Here is a 15,358-nt window from a genome sequence, read left to right as displayed (position 1 = left end):
TACGATCCCGGCTATGACTGGCAGGGGCGGCGCCAGCCGCCCCCCGGCGGCGCGGGTTCCTCAGCCTGGCCGTGGTCCTCGCGGCTGTCGGCAGCTTCGGCGGGCTGATCTACTTCGTCTACACCCAGGGCCAGCGGGCGGGGACGGAGGCGGTCGCCCCCATCATCCACGCCGATCCCGGGCCGACGAAGGTGAAGCCGGAGACGCCCGGCGGGATGGACGTGCCCAACCAGGACCGCCTGATCTACGACCGCCTGCGCGCCGACAAGACCGATCCGGGCGTGGAGCGCCTGCTGCCCCCGCCCGAGGCGCCTATGGAACGGCCGACGGCGCCGCCGGCCAGCCAGCCGGCGCCTCAGCAGGCCGCCGCCGCGCCGGCCCAGAACCCACCGGCCCAGACGCCGGCAGCTCAGACTCCGGCGGCCCAGGCCCCGTCTGTGGTGCCACCCACCGTGCTGCCTCCGACAGCCGCCGGCACCTCCACGGCCAAGCCGCCGGCACCCCAGCAGGCCGCCCAGGCGCCAGCTGCCCAGGTCCCGGCCGGGCAGGTGTCGGGCAATGTGCCAGCCACCAACGCGCCCACTCCCCTGGTGCCATCGCCGGCGCAGACCGCGCCCCAGCCTGCCCCCCAGGCTGTACCCAAGCCCGTGGTGGCCCCGACGCCCAAGCCGGTGGAAAAGCCCGTCGCCCCGCCGGTGCCGGCCCCGGCCACGTCTGGCGGCGGGACGATCAAGCTGCAGTTCGCGTCCATCCCGTCCGAACCGCAGGCGGAGGCGGAGATGCAGCGCATCCAGCGCAAGCATGCCGCCGTGCTGGGTGGGCTCAGCCTGCGGCTGGTCAAGGCCGACCTGGGCGCCAAGGGCATCTACTACCGCGTCCAGTCCGGGCCGGTGGACGAGGCCCAGGCCAAGCGCATCTGCGAGGCGGTAAAGGCGGCCAAGGACGGCTGCATCCCCGTTCATTAAGGCGGTGCCTGCCATGACCCCTTCCACTGTTCCGGCGGCCGTCATCTTCGGCTGCGCCGGCCCCGTCCTGACCGAGGCGGAGCGGGCGCTGTTCGCGGCGGCCAATCCCCTGGGCTTCATCCTGTTCCGGCGCAATTGCGAGACGCCGGAGCAGGTGGCCACCCTGACCGCCGCGCTGCGCGACAGTGTCGGCCGGCCGGACGCGCCCATCATGATCGACCAGGAAGGCGGGCGGGTGGCCCGCCTGCGCCCGCCGCACTGGCCCTCCCTGCCGCCGGCGGGACGGATCGGCGCGATCGCGGATGAGGACAAGGCGCGCGAGGCGGCTTGGCTGCACGGCCGGCTTCTGGCCGCCCTGCTGGCGCCGCTGGGCATCGACATGGACTGCGCCCCCGTGGCCGACGTGCCCCAGGCGGGCGCGCACGATGTCATCGGGGACCGCGCCTTCGGGCACGACCCGGCGCGCGTTGCCCTGCTGGCCGGGGCCCAGGCGGAGGGCTTGCTGGCCGGCGGTGTCCTGCCCATCGTGAAGCATTTGCCGGGGCACGGCCGGGCGCTGGCCGACAGCCACAAGGAACTGCCGACGGTGACGGCGGACCTGGCGACGCTGGACGCGGTCGACTTTGCGCCGTTCAAGGCCCTGGCCCATCTGCCGGCGGGCATGGTGGCCCACATCCTGTTCACCGCCGTGGACGCCCAGCATCCCTCCAGCACCTCCGCCCTGGTGATCACCAAGATCGTGCGGGAGAGGATTGGCTTCGACGGCCTGCTGTTCAGCGATGACCTGGACATGCAGGCGCTGTCCGGCACCCGACCGGAACGCGCGGCAGCCGTCGTCGCCGACGGCTGCTGCGACGTGGCCCTGCACTGTAACGGCACGGTGGAGGAGATGGCCGCCGTCGCCGCCGTGGTGCCCCCCCTGACGCCGCGGGCGCAGGAACGCTGGACCCGGGCGCAGGCCCGGCGGCCCCACCAGGACACCGACGCCGACGCGGCCACCATCGCCGCCTGGCGCGCCCGCCTTATCGACCTTGCCGGCAACTGGGACTGACCCCTTGGACACCTCCATTCAGGAACTGATCGTTCGCCTTTCCGTGATGGCCATCCCCATGGTGCTGGCCATCACCTTGCACGAGGCCGCCCACGCCTGGGTGGCCTGGAAGCTGGGCGATGACACCGCCTATGGCCAGGGCCGGGTCAGCTTCAACCCCGGCAAGCATATCGACCCGTTCGGGACTATCCTGATCCCGGCCACGCTGTTCCTGTTCACCGGCTTCGTCTTCGGCTGGGCCAAGCCCGCGCCGGTGGTGCAAAGCCGGCTGCGCCGCCCCCGCCGGGACATGGCCCTGGTGTTCCTGTCGGGGCCGGGCATGAACTTCCTGCTGGCCATCCTGTTCGCCCTGCTGCTGCACACCGTGTTCCTGCTGCCCGCCTCCGTCGCCGACTGGGTGGGGCAGAACTTCGTGGCCGGCATCCAGATCAACCTGATGCTGGGCGTGCTGAACATGCTGCCCTTCCCGTCGCTGGACGGCGGCAAGGTGCTGGAGCAGATGCTGCCCTACCGCCGGGCGCAATGGTTCGCGGCGCAGGAGGTGCGGGGCAACATGATCCTGCTGACGATGTTCTTCCTGCTGCCCTACCTTCTCAATAAGATGGGCTTGTCGGCGTACGACCCCTACATGTGGCTGGTGCGGTGGCCGACCACGGCCCTGTGGAATGTGATCGCCGCGGTGACAGGACTGAACTGATGGTCGAACCCCCAGGCCCCGATCAGGACGGCCCCGATCCGGATTGGCCCGATCAGGACCAGAGCGAAGCCCCCGCCCTTGAGGCGGCGGCGGAGGGGGAGCCGGCGCTCCTGGTCGACCTGGGGGAATTCGAAGGCCCCATCGATCTGCTGCTGACGCTGGCACGCGACCAGAAGGTCGATCTGACCCGCATCTCCATCCTGGCTTTGGCCGAGCAGTACCTGGCCTTCGTGGAGGAAGCGCGGCGCCTGCGGCTGGAGGTGGCGGCCGATTACCTGGTGACCGCCGCCTGGCTGGCCTATCTCAAGTCCCGCCTGCTGCTGCCCACCCCGGAAACGGAAGAGCCGACGGGCGAGGAACTGGCCCAGGCCCTGGCCTTCCAGTTGCAGCGGCTGGAGGCCATGCAGAACGCCGCCGCCCGCCTGATGGCCCGGCCGCGCCTGGGCCGTGACATCTTCCCCCGCGGCGCGCCGGAAGATCTGCCGGTGTTCGAGCGGCGGGTGACCGAGGTGACGCTGTACGACCTGCTGCGTGCCTATGGCGACATCAAGCGGCGCCAGCAAAAGACCGGGCCCCTGCACCTGCCGCCCGTGGACCTGTTCACCATCGAGGACGCCATCCGCCGGGTGGAGGCCATGCTGGGCCGCTTGCCGGACTGGACGCGCCTCGACCGCTTCCTGCCGCCCGACTGGCGCGGCGGCGGCACCAGCCGGGAGGACAAGCTGAAGGCCCGGTCCGCCTTGGCCGCGACCTTCGTCGCCACGCTGGAACTGGCCAAGGCAGGCCAGTTGGAGGTGCGGCAGGACGGTACCTTCGGCCCCCTGTACGTCCGGCGGACCGATCCGCCGCCGGCCCAGAGCACGGATAAAGAGCCATGACCGTCGAAACCGTTACCGAGGCGCCTGCCGACCAGGAGGAGGGCTTCGACCGCCGGGCCGAGCAGCTGCGCCTGGTCGAGGCGGTGCTGTTCGCCTCCGCCGAGCCGGTGGAGGAGGCCGCCCTGGCCGCCCGCCTGGGGCCGGCGGCCGACCTGCGCGGCATCCTGGATGAGTTGCAGGCCCACTACAGCCATCGCGGCGTGCACCTGGTGGCGGCGGCCGGCCGCTGGGCCTTCCGCACCGCGCCGGACTTGGCGCCCCTGCTGCAGCGCGAGACGGAGGTGACCTCGCGCCTGTCCCGCGCCGCGGTGGAGACGCTGTCCATCATCGCCTATCACCAGCCGGTAACCCGGGCGGAGATCGAAAGCATCCGCGGCGTCGCCACCAGCAAGGGCACGCTGGACATCCTGATGGAAGCGGGCTGGATCAAGCCGGGCCGCCGGCGCGAGACGCCGGGCCGGCCCCTGACCTGGCTGACCACGCCGGCTTTCCTGGATCATTTCGGCTTGGAATCGTTGCGCGACCTGCCCGGCGTGGATGACTTGCGCGCCGCCGGCCTGCTGGACGCCCGCCCCGCCATCACCACCCTGTTCTCACGCGGTGGCGATGACGCCGCCCTGCCCAGGGCGGTGGAGGATAGCGCGGAGGATTAGGCGCTCAGGGGCCGCCAGCGCGTCACCGCGCGCTCGCCTCGCAGGCGGCGACGGCCTCCGCCACCATCTGGTCCACCTCCTTGTCGCCGGTGGCCTTCAGCCAGCCGCGCAAGGGCTTGATCAGGTCGGGATGGGCGCACAGCGCCGCCGCCTCGAACACGGTGGGGTAGACGCCCTCGGCGCTCAGCGCCTCCAGCACATGGGGGCGGGCCAGGTCGCCGTCGCGCTGGGCCAGGGCCACCAGGGCCTCGGCGCGCACGCCGTCATCCTCATCGTTCAAGGCGCCGATCAGGGCGTCCCGCACGGCCTTGGTGTCCACCTCCGACTGCCCCAGCAGGAACACCGCCCAGTCGCGGTTGGCGGCGTCTGCGTCCTTGAAGAAGGAGAGCAGGCGCTTGACCGTGGCCGTGTCGTCGGCCTCGATCTCCACATCCTCGTCAATCAGGTCCCGCAGGAACTCCGACGGGGGCATGTAATCCTTGGCCATCCTGCGCATCCTTATTCCAGCCGGGCGGGTGGGGGCGTGCCCCCGCGTCGCCCGTGGCATAGTCTCGCCACAGGGCATTGTAAAGGGCTGCGCCTCACGGGACCCCTCCCGCGGCACGCGCGAGGCTTGACCCAGGGCGCGCCTAGGTTCCCTATGGTTCACCGAAGGAAACATCCAAGAGCCCGTCCATGCCTCGGCCCGCGAAGCCCCGGAAAGCCGCGCCATCCCGTCGCCCGTCCGTGTCGCGCTGGCCGGACCTGGTGCGCTGGCCAGGCCTAGTGCGCTGGATGGGCCCCGCCCTGGTGTTGGCCGCCGTCGCCATCGGGGTCTGGGGCATCGTGGGCCGGTCGCTGACAGCATCCCCGGATCTGGCGGTTCCCACCCTGGCCAGCATCGGCGGCCCCTTCGCCCTGACAGATCAGGACGGGCAGGCAGTGACGGACAAGACCTATGCCGGCAAGACGCTGATGGTCATGTTCGGCTACACCAATTGCCCCGACGTCTGCCCCACCGGCCTCGCGTCCATGAGCGTCATCCTGGACGCGCTGGGGCCGGACGCCGACCGCGTGCAGGGCCTGTTCATCACCGTGGACCCGGCGCGCGACACGGTGGCGGTGTTGAAGGACTACATGGCCAACTTCAACCCGCACATCGCGGCCCTGACCGGCACGCCAGCGCAGGTGGCGCAGGCCGCCGCGAGCTATAAGGTGCTGTATCGCAAGGTCGCGGCCGACGGCACGCCCCTGGCCCCCGACGCCCATCCCGCCGACTATGGCATGGATCACAACGCCGCCATTTTCCTGATGGGGCCGGATGGCCACCTGAAAAGCACCATCAACCCCTTCGAACCGCCCGCCACGGCGGAGGGCAAGGTGCGCCATGCGCTGGGTCTGCCGGTGGCGGTGAATTGATCGGGAAAGGGTGCCGGTAACTCAGGGCGCCTCGGCCAATCGCCGGAAGACCCTATCCACCACCCGGTCCGGATTCTCGGCGGATGCGTGCCAGACTGCGCACGCCTTTTGGCCATGCGCGAAGGCCGCGATGGTGCTGCCGGGGCCCGCGCCCCGGTGGCCGATGGGATGGTCCAGCGGAGAGTCCGCGGCCAGCATGAGGCCCAGGCCATAGGCCGGGTCCTTGAAGGTCTCGTTCCGGTGTTCGGACAGGCCGCGGCGCTTCAGCATCGACGCGAACGTCGCGGGCCGCAGCAGGGTGCCGGTGACCAATCCCTGAAGCAGCCGGGCGGCGTCGGCGGCGGTGCCCGTCACCAGGCCGTGATAGACCCAGCCCGGATGATATCCTTCCCCCTCGGGGCCCATCTGGACGCCGCATAGATCCCCCGGCTGGGTGGCCACCTGTGCTGTGGTCAATCCCGCCGGGGTGAACACCAGACGATCCAGCGCCTCCGCCAGGGACAGGCCGGTCGCGGTTTCAATCTGCTCTCGCACCTTGAGATAGCCGATGTTGGAATACGCCCAGCCGTTCCCGGGCTCATAGCGTAACCGCCGCGTATCCAAAGCCTGGAGAAGGCGTCCAACCGGCCACGGTGATTTGCCCGCGCGGACATCCTCATGATAGCGGGCCACGCCGCCATAGTCGGGAAGGCCGGCCTCGTGCCGCAAGAGCTGCGCCAGTGTGAAGGCCTCGCCGGCGATCGGCGCATCCAGGGAAAGCGCCCCATCCTCGACCAGGCGTAGCGCCGCGATCGCCAGGACTGTTTTCGTGACGCTCCACCACGGGACCGGGGCGGCAACGCCACTGACTGTGACGGTTCCGTCTTCGTCAATCAGCGCCACCGACTCCAGGGTCATTTCCAAGCGGTTCCTTACGGCTTAGCCAGCGGGGCGTAGGCGCCGTTGTGCCAGGCGTAGATGACGTAGTCGTTCTGCTTGCGGTCGCCCTTGGCGTCGTAGGAGACGGGGCCGACGGCGGTCATGAACTCCTGGCCGCTGTGCAGGACGGCGGCCACCTTCTTGGGGTCGGTGCTGCCCGCCTTGGCGGCGGCCTGGGCCCAGACCTGGACGGCGGCGTAGGAGTAGAGTGAGAAGATGTTGGGCTCCCCGCCGTTCTTGCGGAAGCTCTCCAGCGCCTCCTTGGCGGCGGGGCTCTGCCGCACGTCGGCGTTGTAGGCCATCATGACCCCTTCGCCCATGGTGCCGGCAGTGGTCCAGAACTCATCGCTGGCCAGGGTGTCGCCCGCCAGGAAGGCCGCCTTCAGGCCGGCGGTGCGCGACTGGCGCACCAGCAAACCCGCCTCCGGGTACAGGCCGCCGTAGAACACGGCGTCCACGTCCGCCGACTTCAGGCGGGTGACCATGCTGCTGAAGTCCTTCTCGCCCGCGGTCAGCGTGCCGTTCAGGGCCACGGCCACGCCCTTGGCCTTCAACGTGGCGCGCACGGCGTCGGCCAAGCCTTTGCCGTAGGTGGTCTGGTCGTCGACGATGGCGATCTTGCCGCCCTTGTAGTGGTCGGCCAGATAGGCGCCGATGACCTGGCCCTGCTGGTCGTCCCGGCCGCAGGTGCGGAACAGCGTGTCCCAGCCCTGGGCGGTCAGTTCCGGACTGGTGGAACTGGGGGTGATGACGATGACGCCCTCATCGGCATAGACCTGGGCCGCCGGCATGGTGGTGCCGGTGGTCATGTGGCCCATGACCATGGCGACGCGGTCCGTGACCAGGCGGTTGGCGGCGGCCACGGACTGCGTCGGTTCACCGCCATCATCCACCGCGTCCACCACCAGCTTCTGCCCCAGCACGCCGCCCTTGGCGTTGATGTCGGCCACGGCCTGGTCGGCACCCCGGCGCAGCTGGGTGCCCACCGCCGCCAGGCGCCCGCTCAAGGGGACACCGACACCGATCTTGATGTCCGCGAGGGCGGGCAGGCTGATCGACAGCAGGGGCAGGGCGAGGACGACGGCACGGGCGAAGGAGGGGGCACGCATCGGACTGTGATTCCTGAACCGAGGGGAGGCTAATTCACACTATTTGATCTCGGTATAGGATCCGTCGCGCCATTGGTAAACTGTGTAATCGGCAGTGGTGCGATCTCCTTTTGCATTGAAGGAGAGGGGGCCGATCACGGTCTGGAAGCTGCCCTTGTGCAGGGCATCCGCCACCTTGGCCGGGTCCGTGCTCTTGGCCTGGGTCGCCGCCTGGGCCCAGGCCTGCACGGCGGCGTAGGAATAGAGGGTATAGGCCTCGGGCTCATAGTTCTGGGCGCGGAAGCTTTTCACAACCTCCGCCGCCACGGGCTGCTGGCGATAGTCGGCGCCGAAGGTGTTCAACACCCCGTTGCCGGTGGCGCCGGTGATGTTCCAGAACTCGTTGGAGACGATGCCGTCGCCGGCCATGAACTTGGCCTTCAGGCCCTTTTCCGCCATCTGGCGCACCAGCAGGCCGGCCTCGGTATGCAGGCCGCCGAAATAGACGAAATCGACCTGCGCGTCTTTCATCCGGGTGATGACGGAGGACATGTCGCGGTCGCCCACCGTCACCGCCTCATACACCACCTCTTTCAGGCCCAGCTTGGCCAGGGAGGCGCGGGTGGCATCGGCCAGGCCGCGGCCATAGGTGGTCTGGTCCTGCAGGATGCCGATGCGGGCCTTGGGGAAATTCTTGGCGATGTACTGGGCGGCCACCTCGCCCTGCTGGTCGTCGCGCCCGCAGGTGCGGAAGGTGGTGTGGCTGCCCATCTCCGTCAGTTGCGGATTGGTCGAGCCGGGGGAGATCTGGACCACGCCCTCCTCGGAATAGACCTTGGCGGCGGCGATGGAGACGGCGGAGTTGTAATGGCCGATGACGGCGGCCACGCCCTGGGTGATCAGCTTGTTGGCCGCGGCCACGCCCTGGCTGGGGTTGCTGGCGTCGTCGGCCTGGATCAGCACGATCTGCTCGCCCAGCACGCCGCCCTTGGCGTTGATGTCCTTGATCGCCTGCTCGCTGCCCCGGCGCAGTTGCTCTCCCACCACCGCGTTGGGGCCGGTCAAGGGGGCGCCCAGGCCCAGCTTGATCTCGGCGTGCGCGGCGCCCGCCATCAGGCTTGCCCCTAGGCCCGCCGCCACCATGACCGCGAGGCCGCCCGTCATACGGATCATATCCGAACCCCCATTGTCGTCGCCGGCGGTCTCCCGCCCTCCTGTTCCCCAACAAGGTAACATGCGTCCGGCGCTACACTTCCAGCGTGACGGCGTCCCTTGCGCCGAAGGAGAAAAGATACGACATCTGGGCACACCCGTTCGTCCTATCCCCCCTATCCACAACAGGGAATCCGGCCATGGCCGCCTATGATTACGACCTTTTCACCATCGGCGCCGGTTCCGGCGGCGTCCGGGCCAGCCGAATCGCGGCCGGCCACGGCGCCCGCGTGGCGGTGGCGGAGGAACGGTACTTGGGCGGCACCTGCGTCAACGTCGGCTGCGTGCCCAAGAAGTTCCTGGTCTATGCCGCCCAGTATTCGGCCGGCTTCCAGGACGCCGCCGGCTATGGCTGGGACGTGGAGGCCAAGGACCATGACTGGCAGCGCCTGATCGCCAACAAGGACGCGGAGATCACCCGCCTGAACGGCATCTATCGCCGCCTGCTAGAGAACGCCGGCGCCACCATTTTCGACGCGCGCGCCACCATCGTGGATGAGCATACGGTGGATGTGGGCGGCAAGCGCGTCACGGCGGAGCGTATCCTGATCGCCACCGGCGGCTGGCCGGAACTGCCGGAGAAACCCGGCGTGCGCGACTACGCCATCACCTCCAACGAGGTGTTCCACCTGGAAAAGCGCCCGGAACACATCGCCATCGTCGGCGCCGGCTACATCGCCACGGAATTCGCCGGCGTGTTCAACGGCCTGGGCTCCCGCACCGTGCAGATCTACCGGGGCGACAAGCTGCTGCGCGGCTTCGATGAGGACGTGCGCGACTTCATGGATGCCGAGATGGCCAAGGCCGGGGTGGATTTGCGGCCCCGCACCACCATCGAGCGCCTGGAGAAGGCCGGCGGCTGCTTGCGCGCCACCCTCTCGGATGGCACGATGCTGGACCTGGACGCGGTGCTCTACGCCACCGGTCGCCGGCCCAACGTGCGCGGCCTGGGGCTGGAGCGCGTGGGCGTGGAGCTGGACGAGCGCGGCGCCATCAAGGTAGACGACCAGTATCGCACCACCGTGCCCAACATCTATGCCCTGGGCGACGTGACCGATCGCGTGAACCTGACGCCGGTGGCGACGGCCGAGGGCCATGTGCTGGCCGACACCCTGTTCGGCAACAAGCCGCGCAGCGTGAACTATCTCAACATCCCGACGGCCGTGTTCTCCATCCCCCCCGTCGCCACCTGCGGCATGACGGAGGCGGAGGCGCGGGCGGTCTATCCGGCGGTGGACATCTACCGCACCAACTTCAAACCCATGAAGCACACCCTCTCCGGCCGGGACCAGCGCATGCTGATGAAGCTGGTGGTGGACCGCGCCAGCGACCGGGTGGTGGGCTGCCACCTGGTGGGCGACGACACGCCGGAGATGATCCAGGGCGTGGCCGTGGCCATGAACGCCGGCGCCACCAAGGCCGTGTTCGACAGCACCATCGGCCTGCACCCGACGGCGGCGGAGGAGTTCGTGACGTTGCGGACGAAAGTGCCGGATCCGGCGTGACCTGAGGCGCCGCGATCCACAAGCCGGCCCCCGGTGGTTGCCGTCAGGCCGCCGGGGGACGCTGATTCGCTTTCAGCCCGATTTCGACCAGATCCGCCAAGCCGGGCATCATCTCCTGGCGCAGCCAGTCCAGCTTCTGCCCCGGGGCCCCCCGGCCGGCCGTGGGGAAGGCGCGCTTCCAGCCGCCCAGCTTCACCGCCAGGCCGCAGCACAGGGCGCCGACCCCGGTGTGGTGCGCCTCGATCTCCCGGCGCATGGCCTGGAAGCCGTCGGCCGACAGGTCGTCCCACAATTGCCGCGTCATGCGGTCAAAACTGCGGAAGCATCCCTCCAACTGGGCCATGATGGAGTCCAGGCTGGTGTCCACTATCGTGATCATGCGCTGGGCGGCGCTGTCGGTCTGCACCAGCGGGGTGCGCTTGAGGTCCGCCAGCCAGCGCCCCAGTTCCTGCAACAGGGCATGGGCCCCGTCGCGGCAACTGCGGAAATAGGCGATGGACAGGAAGATGTCGCCATACTGCGCCAGGAATTCCGGGATCTCGGTCAGCTTCAGCCCCAGCCGGCCGGCGATATGGCGCAGGTTGGCCAGCGTCTCCTCCCGGTCCGGGCTGGACAGCAGCGCCGTGAGGTCGCCCATGTTCTCCACCCGCGCCGCCTGCTCGCCATAGACACGGCGGAGGAGGGGGCGGGTGAAGCCCTGCATGTAGTGGGTCAGTTCCTCCTGCTTTTCCGGTGACAGGACCAGGTGCTGATGCTCATCGACCGCGATTCCCAGGGCGCGCAATTCGATGCGCAGGGAATAGACGTCGAAGGAGGCGATGGCCCCCAGCTTCAGCAGCAGGGCCATGTCGCGGTCCAGCGCCGTCTTGTCGGCGATGAATTCGCGGCCCAGTCCTTCGATCTGGATCAGGCCGGTGCCGGCGCGGGCGTCCCGGAACAACTCCACCATCGTTTCCAGGCGCGCCGTCTTTACCAGGCGCGCCCGCTTCAAGCCGCTGACGGTCAGTGGCAGGACATTCAGGGGCAACAGGTGCAACGCGTCGGTTTCGTCCGACCAGGCGCCGGTGTCCCGGCCATCGGCGGCGGCATGCGACATGCCATCCGCGCGCGGCGGATCCAGCGACAAGGGGCGCATCAAAGAAGGGGATTGGGCCGTCGGTGGGCGGCCACCCTGTTCAGCCCTCGGGGGCGCGTCCTGGACAGCAAGCGGCATATGGTCGTCCTCAAAGCCGTAATGCGGTCCGCCATCTGGGTGGACGGCCGTTTAAGGGCAGGGGCCTGCCATCCCCCATGTAACGCATAGGATAAATCGCGCCAGCTTATAGTAAAGTATTAAATAAATGGCGGGATCGAAGCGCTCCGGTTTCGTGACAATTTGATGTTATCTTGCTGGATTAGATAAAATGCAATATAAGTATTTGTCACAATTCATCGCTTATGGTGGTGGAGATCAACCTTTCGATGCGGGTGGTGGGCTGGGGGCTGCGTGCGTCGCCGGGCAGCCATCCGGTCCTTGCCTGCCGGCGGCGGCAGGGCCATAGTCCGCCCCCGATACGGCGGCGTCCCCCGTGCGGGAGGCGATCCGTCCCCTCTGACCGCCCTAGGGATCCCATGCGCTTTCCGCACCGGCACCTGCTTGGCATCGAAGGCCTGAGCCAGGCCCAGATCAACACCATCCTTGATCTGGCCGACACCTACGTTGAACAGAACCGCAGCCCCAACAAGAAGTCGGACGTGCTGCGCGGCAAGACGGTGGTGAACCTGTTCTTCGAGAACTCCACCCGCACCCGCACCAGCTTTGAGCTGGCGGCCAAGCGGCTGGGTGGCGACGCCATCAACATGTCGGTCGACGGCTCCAGCGTGAAGAAGGGCGAGACCCTGCTGGACACCGCCACCACCCTGAACGCCATGCACCTGGACGTGCTGGTGGTGCGGCATCCGGAGTCGGGCGCGGTGAAGCTGCTGGCCGACAAGGTCAACTGCGCCGTCATCTCCGGCGGTGACGGCGCGCACGAGCATCCGACCCAGGCCTTGCTGGACGCCCTGACCATCCGCCGCAACAAGGGGCGCCTGGACGGGCTGACCGTCACCATCTGCGGCGACATCCTGCACAGCCGCGTCGCGCGCTCCAACATCCAGCTCTTGAACATCATGGGGGCGCGTGTGCGCGTGGTGGCGCCGCCCACCCTGCTGCCCCGCGCCATCGGTGAGCTGAGCGTGGAGGTCCATCACGACATGGCCACCGGCCTGAAGGATGCCGACATCGTCATGATGCTGCGTCTTCAGTTGGAACGCATGCAGGGCCAGTTCGTGCCCTCGGTGCGGGAGTACTACCAATTCTTCGGCCTGGATTATGAGAAGCTGGCGGCGGCCAAGCCGGACGCCCTGATCATGCACCCCGGCCCGATGAACCGCGGCGTGGAGATCGACAGCCTGGTGGCCGACGACATCAACCGCAGCGTCATCCTGCAGCAGGTGGAACTGGGCGTGGCCGTGCGCATGGCCTGCCTGGATCTCTTGACCCAGCACGGCCGCAACGACCCGGCCTGACGCCGCCGTCCCGTCTCCGCCCCGCCTTACCGCCTCTCGCTCTTCCGGGACCATCCCCATGGCCACACACGCCCGCACCGCCATCCTGAACGCCCGCCTGCTGGATCCGGACAGTCGCCTGGACCAGCGCGGCTCCCTGCTGATCGACGGCGGCAAGATCGCCGACCACGGCCCCGGCCTATTCCGCGACGGCGTGCCGGAGGGCATCGAGGTCATCGACGCGGACGGGGCCTGCGTCGCCCCCGGCCTGGTCGACCTGCGCGCCCAGGTGGGCGAGCCGGGGCACGAGGATAATGAGACGCTGAAGACCGCCAGCCAGGCGGCGGCGGCCGGCGGCGTCACCGCCCTGGCCTGCCTGCCCGACACCGACCCGGTCATCGACGACGTGGCGGGCCTGGAATTCATCGCCCGCCGCGCGCGGGAGGTGAAGCTGGTCAAGGTCTTCGCCTATGCCGGCATCACCCGCGACCTGGGCGGCAAGGAACTGACCGAAATGGGCCTGCTGGCCGAGGCTGGCGCCGTGGGCTTCACCGACGGCGGTAAGGCCGTGGCCGACGCCCTGGTCATGCAGCGGGCGCTGGCCTACGCCAGCATCTGGGGCCGCCCCATCCTGCAGCACCCGCAGGAGCCGCGCCTGGCCACCGGCGCCATGAATTCCGGTGAGATCGCCACGCGCCTGGGCCTGTCCGGCATCCCGGCCGTGGCCGAGGTCATCATGCTGGAACGGGACCTGCGCCTGGTGGAGGCCACGGGCGGCCGCTATCACGCGGCCGACATCTCCACCGCCGAGTCCGTGGCCGTCATCCGCGCCGCCAAGCGCAAGGGCTTGAAGGTCACCTGCGACACCGCCCCGCCGTACTTCACCCTGACCGAGCGGGACGTCGGCGACTATCGCACCTTCTTCAAGCTGTCGCCGCCGCTGCGCACCGAGGACGACCGCCAGGCCATCGTGGAAGGGCTCGCCGATGGCACCATCGACTGCATCACCAGCGACCATCTGCCCTGGAACCAGGACGCCAAACGCGTGCCCTTCGCCCAGGCGGCCTTCGGCTCCGTGGGGCTGGAGACGCTGCTGCCCCTGACGCTGGATTTGGTGCACAAAGGGCACATGAGCCTGCTGGACGCCCTGGCCACCGTCACGATCAAACCGGCCACCGTGCTGGGCCTGAACCTGGGCCGCCTGCGCACCGGTGCCGCCGCCGACCTGGTCATCTTCGATGCCGAGCGGCCGTGGCGCGTGGACGCGGAGGCGCTGCACAGCAAGTCCAAGAACAGCTGCTTCGACAAGCACCCGGTGCAGGGCCGCGTGCTGCGCACCCTGGTGGACGGGCGCACCGTCTTCCAACTGGCGGCCTGATGCCCATGGACACGGCGGCGCTGCCCCTGATCCCCCTGCTGCTGGCGTTGGCCGGCGGCTACCTGCTGGGCTCCATCCCCTTTGGCCTGGTGCTGGCCTATCTCGGCGGCTACGGCGACATCCGCAAGATCGGCTCCGGCAACATCGGCGCCACCAACGTCCTGCGCACGGGCAACAAGCCCTTGGCCGCCGCCACCCTGGTACTGGACAGCGGCAAGGGCGCCATCGCGGTGGCCATCGCCCATTGCCTGGCCATGAGCGCCCTGCCTTCACCGGATGCGCCGCATTTGGCCGCTCTTGTGGCGGGCGGCGGCGCCATGCTGGGCCACACCTTCCCGGTGTGGCTGGGTTTCAAGGGCGGCAAGGGGGTGGCTACGGCCCTGGGCGTGCTGCTGGCCACCAGCTGGCCGGTGGGCGTCATCGCCTGCCTGACCTGGCTGCTGGTTGCCGTCCTGTTCCGCATCTCGTCCCTTTCCGCCCTGGTCGCCCTGGCGCTGGCGCCCCTGGTCGCCTGGCTCCTGCCGGCGGTGTGTCCGGCGGCCACCGGGTTCGGCGCCGGCGGAGCGGAGGCGACCCTCGCCTTGGCCATCGCCGTGCTGGTGTGGATTCGCCACCACGCCAACATCCGCCGCCTGCTGTCAGGGACGGAGCCCCGCATCGGCCAGGGGAAGAAGGCCGCTGCCGATACCGGCACCTGAGCCGCTCGGACAAATCGGCCTATTGCTGATTTGGCTCAGCGCGTTTGAACCTTGGCGGGCGTATCCTTATTTGAAGGATAGCCCCCCGAGGAGACGCGATGATGAGCACGAAGACCAACAAGGACGCCGGCACCGGCAGCATCCTGGGCAACATCATCCTGGAAGAGGTGGTGGAGGCCATTGAGGAGGCGCGGTCGCCGACGCCGGACATCTTCCCGCCCATCCCGCATGAGATCCCGCCCGCCAAGCGCGTGCCCGCCGCTGACAAGCGGGAGGAGGAGCGGGAGGCCGCCAAGAAGCGGCCGGACACGCCGGGCCATCACAGCCGGTGAGCCCTGGGGCCTTAGAGCGAGATGCGATCATGTCTGATCGCGTTCCGCTCTAACTC

16 protein-coding genes are annotated in these 15,358 nt (G+C 69.0%); 11 read left to right on the top strand and 5 right to left on the bottom strand.

Features of this window, described 5'->3' with window-relative positions:
• The first annotated feature begins 71 nt into the window (after positions 1 to 71).
• The 5 genes from ULB03_RS15270 to scpB are packed head-to-tail and all read left to right on the top strand — an operon-like array spanning position 72 to position 4,244.
• Entirely contained in the window at positions 72 to 965 is an 894-nt protein-coding gene (locus ULB03_RS15270; RefSeq protein WP_322484000.1) for an SPOR domain-containing protein, read from the top strand.
• Positions 966 to 978: 13 nt separating this feature from the next.
• The gene (gene nagZ, locus ULB03_RS15265; protein ID WP_322483999.1) at positions 979 to 2,016 is read left to right on the top strand and encodes a beta-N-acetylhexosaminidase; all 1,038 of its coding nucleotides are present in this window, start codon (positions 979 to 981) and stop codon (positions 2,014 to 2,016) included.
• Positions 2,017 to 2,020: 4 nt separating this feature from the next.
• Positions 2,021 to 2,713, top strand: coding sequence for a site-2 protease family protein (locus ULB03_RS15260; RefSeq protein WP_322483998.1), 693 nt, complete (start codon positions 2,021 to 2,023; stop codon positions 2,711 to 2,713).
• Positions 2,713 to 3,591 carry a segregation and condensation protein A gene (locus tag ULB03_RS15255; RefSeq protein WP_322483997.1) on the top strand — a complete coding sequence of 293 codons (879 nt, stop codon included), beginning with the start codon at positions 2,713 to 2,715 and terminating at the stop codon, positions 3,589 to 3,591. Before ULB03_RS15260 ends, ULB03_RS15255 begins: the two co-directional genes overlap by 1 nt.
• Positions 3,588 to 4,244, top strand: coding sequence for an SMC-Scp complex subunit ScpB (scpB, locus tag ULB03_RS15250; protein WP_322483996.1), 657 nt, complete (start codon positions 3,588 to 3,590; stop codon positions 4,242 to 4,244). Before ULB03_RS15255 ends, scpB begins: the two co-directional genes overlap by 4 nt.
• 22 nt (positions 4,245 to 4,266) lie before the next feature.
• Here scpB and ULB03_RS15245 read toward each other — a convergent pair whose 3' ends face one another.
• Complete coding sequence (locus ULB03_RS15245) at positions 4,267 to 4,731, bottom strand: HEAT repeat domain-containing protein (protein WP_322483995.1); 465 nt, start codon at positions 4,729 to 4,731, stop codon at positions 4,267 to 4,269.
• A gap of 188 nt (positions 4,732 to 4,919) precedes the next feature.
• Here ULB03_RS15245 and ULB03_RS15240 point away from each other — a divergent pair, with 188 nt between their 5' ends.
• The gene (locus tag ULB03_RS15240; RefSeq protein WP_322483994.1) at positions 4,920 to 5,642 is read left to right on the top strand and encodes an SCO family protein; all 723 of its coding nucleotides are present in this window, start codon (positions 4,920 to 4,922) and stop codon (positions 5,640 to 5,642) included.
• Between the two features lie 21 nt (positions 5,643 to 5,663).
• Here ULB03_RS15240 and ULB03_RS15235 read toward each other — a convergent pair whose 3' ends face one another.
• Genes ULB03_RS15235 through ULB03_RS15225 form a run of 3 tightly spaced genes read right to left on the bottom strand, consistent with a single transcriptional unit; the run spans position 5,664 to position 8,821 of the window.
• The gene (locus ULB03_RS15235) at positions 5,664 to 6,539 is read right to left on the bottom strand and encodes a serine hydrolase domain-containing protein (RefSeq protein ID WP_322483993.1); all 876 of its coding nucleotides are present in this window, start codon (positions 6,537 to 6,539) and stop codon (positions 5,664 to 5,666) included.
• Positions 6,540 to 6,553: 14 nt separating this feature from the next.
• Positions 6,554 to 7,669, bottom strand: coding sequence for a branched-chain amino acid ABC transporter substrate-binding protein (locus ULB03_RS15230; protein WP_322483992.1), 1,116 nt, complete (start codon positions 7,667 to 7,669; stop codon positions 6,554 to 6,556).
• A 39-nt stretch (positions 7,670 to 7,708) separates the two neighbouring features.
• Complete coding sequence (locus ULB03_RS15225; protein ID WP_322483991.1) at positions 7,709 to 8,821, bottom strand: branched-chain amino acid ABC transporter substrate-binding protein; 1,113 nt, start codon at positions 8,819 to 8,821, stop codon at positions 7,709 to 7,711.
• 179 nt (positions 8,822 to 9,000) lie between these two features.
• Here ULB03_RS15225 and gor point away from each other — a divergent pair, with 179 nt between their 5' ends.
• Positions 9,001 to 10,365 carry a glutathione-disulfide reductase gene (gene gor / locus ULB03_RS15220; RefSeq protein ID WP_322483990.1) on the top strand — a complete coding sequence of 455 codons (1,365 nt, stop codon included), beginning with the start codon at positions 9,001 to 9,003 and terminating at the stop codon, positions 10,363 to 10,365.
• Positions 10,366 to 10,408: 43 nt separating this feature from the next.
• On the opposite strand, the gene ULB03_RS15215 is transcribed toward gor, so the two are convergent.
• The gene (locus tag ULB03_RS15215) at positions 10,409 to 11,461 is read right to left on the bottom strand and encodes a hypothetical protein (protein ID WP_322483989.1); all 1,053 of its coding nucleotides are present in this window, start codon (positions 11,459 to 11,461) and stop codon (positions 10,409 to 10,411) included.
• Between the two features lie 515 nt (positions 11,462 to 11,976).
• Between ULB03_RS15215 and ULB03_RS15210 the strand changes: the two genes are divergently transcribed.
• The 4 genes from ULB03_RS15210 to ULB03_RS15195 all read left to right on the top strand — a co-directional run bounded on the left by ULB03_RS15210 (position 11,977) and on the right by ULB03_RS15195 (position 15,302).
• The gene (locus ULB03_RS15210) at positions 11,977 to 12,915 is read left to right on the top strand and encodes an aspartate carbamoyltransferase catalytic subunit (RefSeq protein ID WP_322483988.1); all 939 of its coding nucleotides are present in this window, start codon (positions 11,977 to 11,979) and stop codon (positions 12,913 to 12,915) included.
• A gap of 58 nt (positions 12,916 to 12,973) precedes the next feature.
• On the top strand, positions 12,974 to 14,272 hold the full coding sequence (gene pyrC / locus ULB03_RS15205; protein WP_322483987.1) for a dihydroorotase: 1,299 nt from the start codon (positions 12,974 to 12,976) through the stop codon (positions 14,270 to 14,272).
• Positions 14,272 to 14,970, top strand: a complete 699-nt coding sequence (gene plsY / locus ULB03_RS15200; RefSeq protein WP_322483986.1) for a glycerol-3-phosphate 1-O-acyltransferase PlsY — start codon at positions 14,272 to 14,274, stop codon at positions 14,968 to 14,970. Before pyrC ends, plsY begins: the two co-directional genes overlap by 1 nt.
• 101 nt (positions 14,971 to 15,071) lie before the next feature.
• Positions 15,072 to 15,302: a hypothetical protein gene (locus tag ULB03_RS15195; protein ID WP_322483985.1), complete on the top strand. Its 231-nt coding sequence runs from the start codon at positions 15,072 to 15,074 to the stop codon at positions 15,300 to 15,302.
• Positions 15,303 to 15,358 lie beyond the last annotated feature (56 nt).

Source organism: Nitrospirillum goiasense (assembly GCF_034427435.1).
Taxonomy (GTDB): domain Bacteria; phylum Pseudomonadota; class Alphaproteobacteria; order Azospirillales; family Azospirillaceae; genus Nitrospirillum.
Note: the sequence above shows the minus strand (reverse complement) of the source record. Positions and strands in the feature narration are given on the sequence as shown.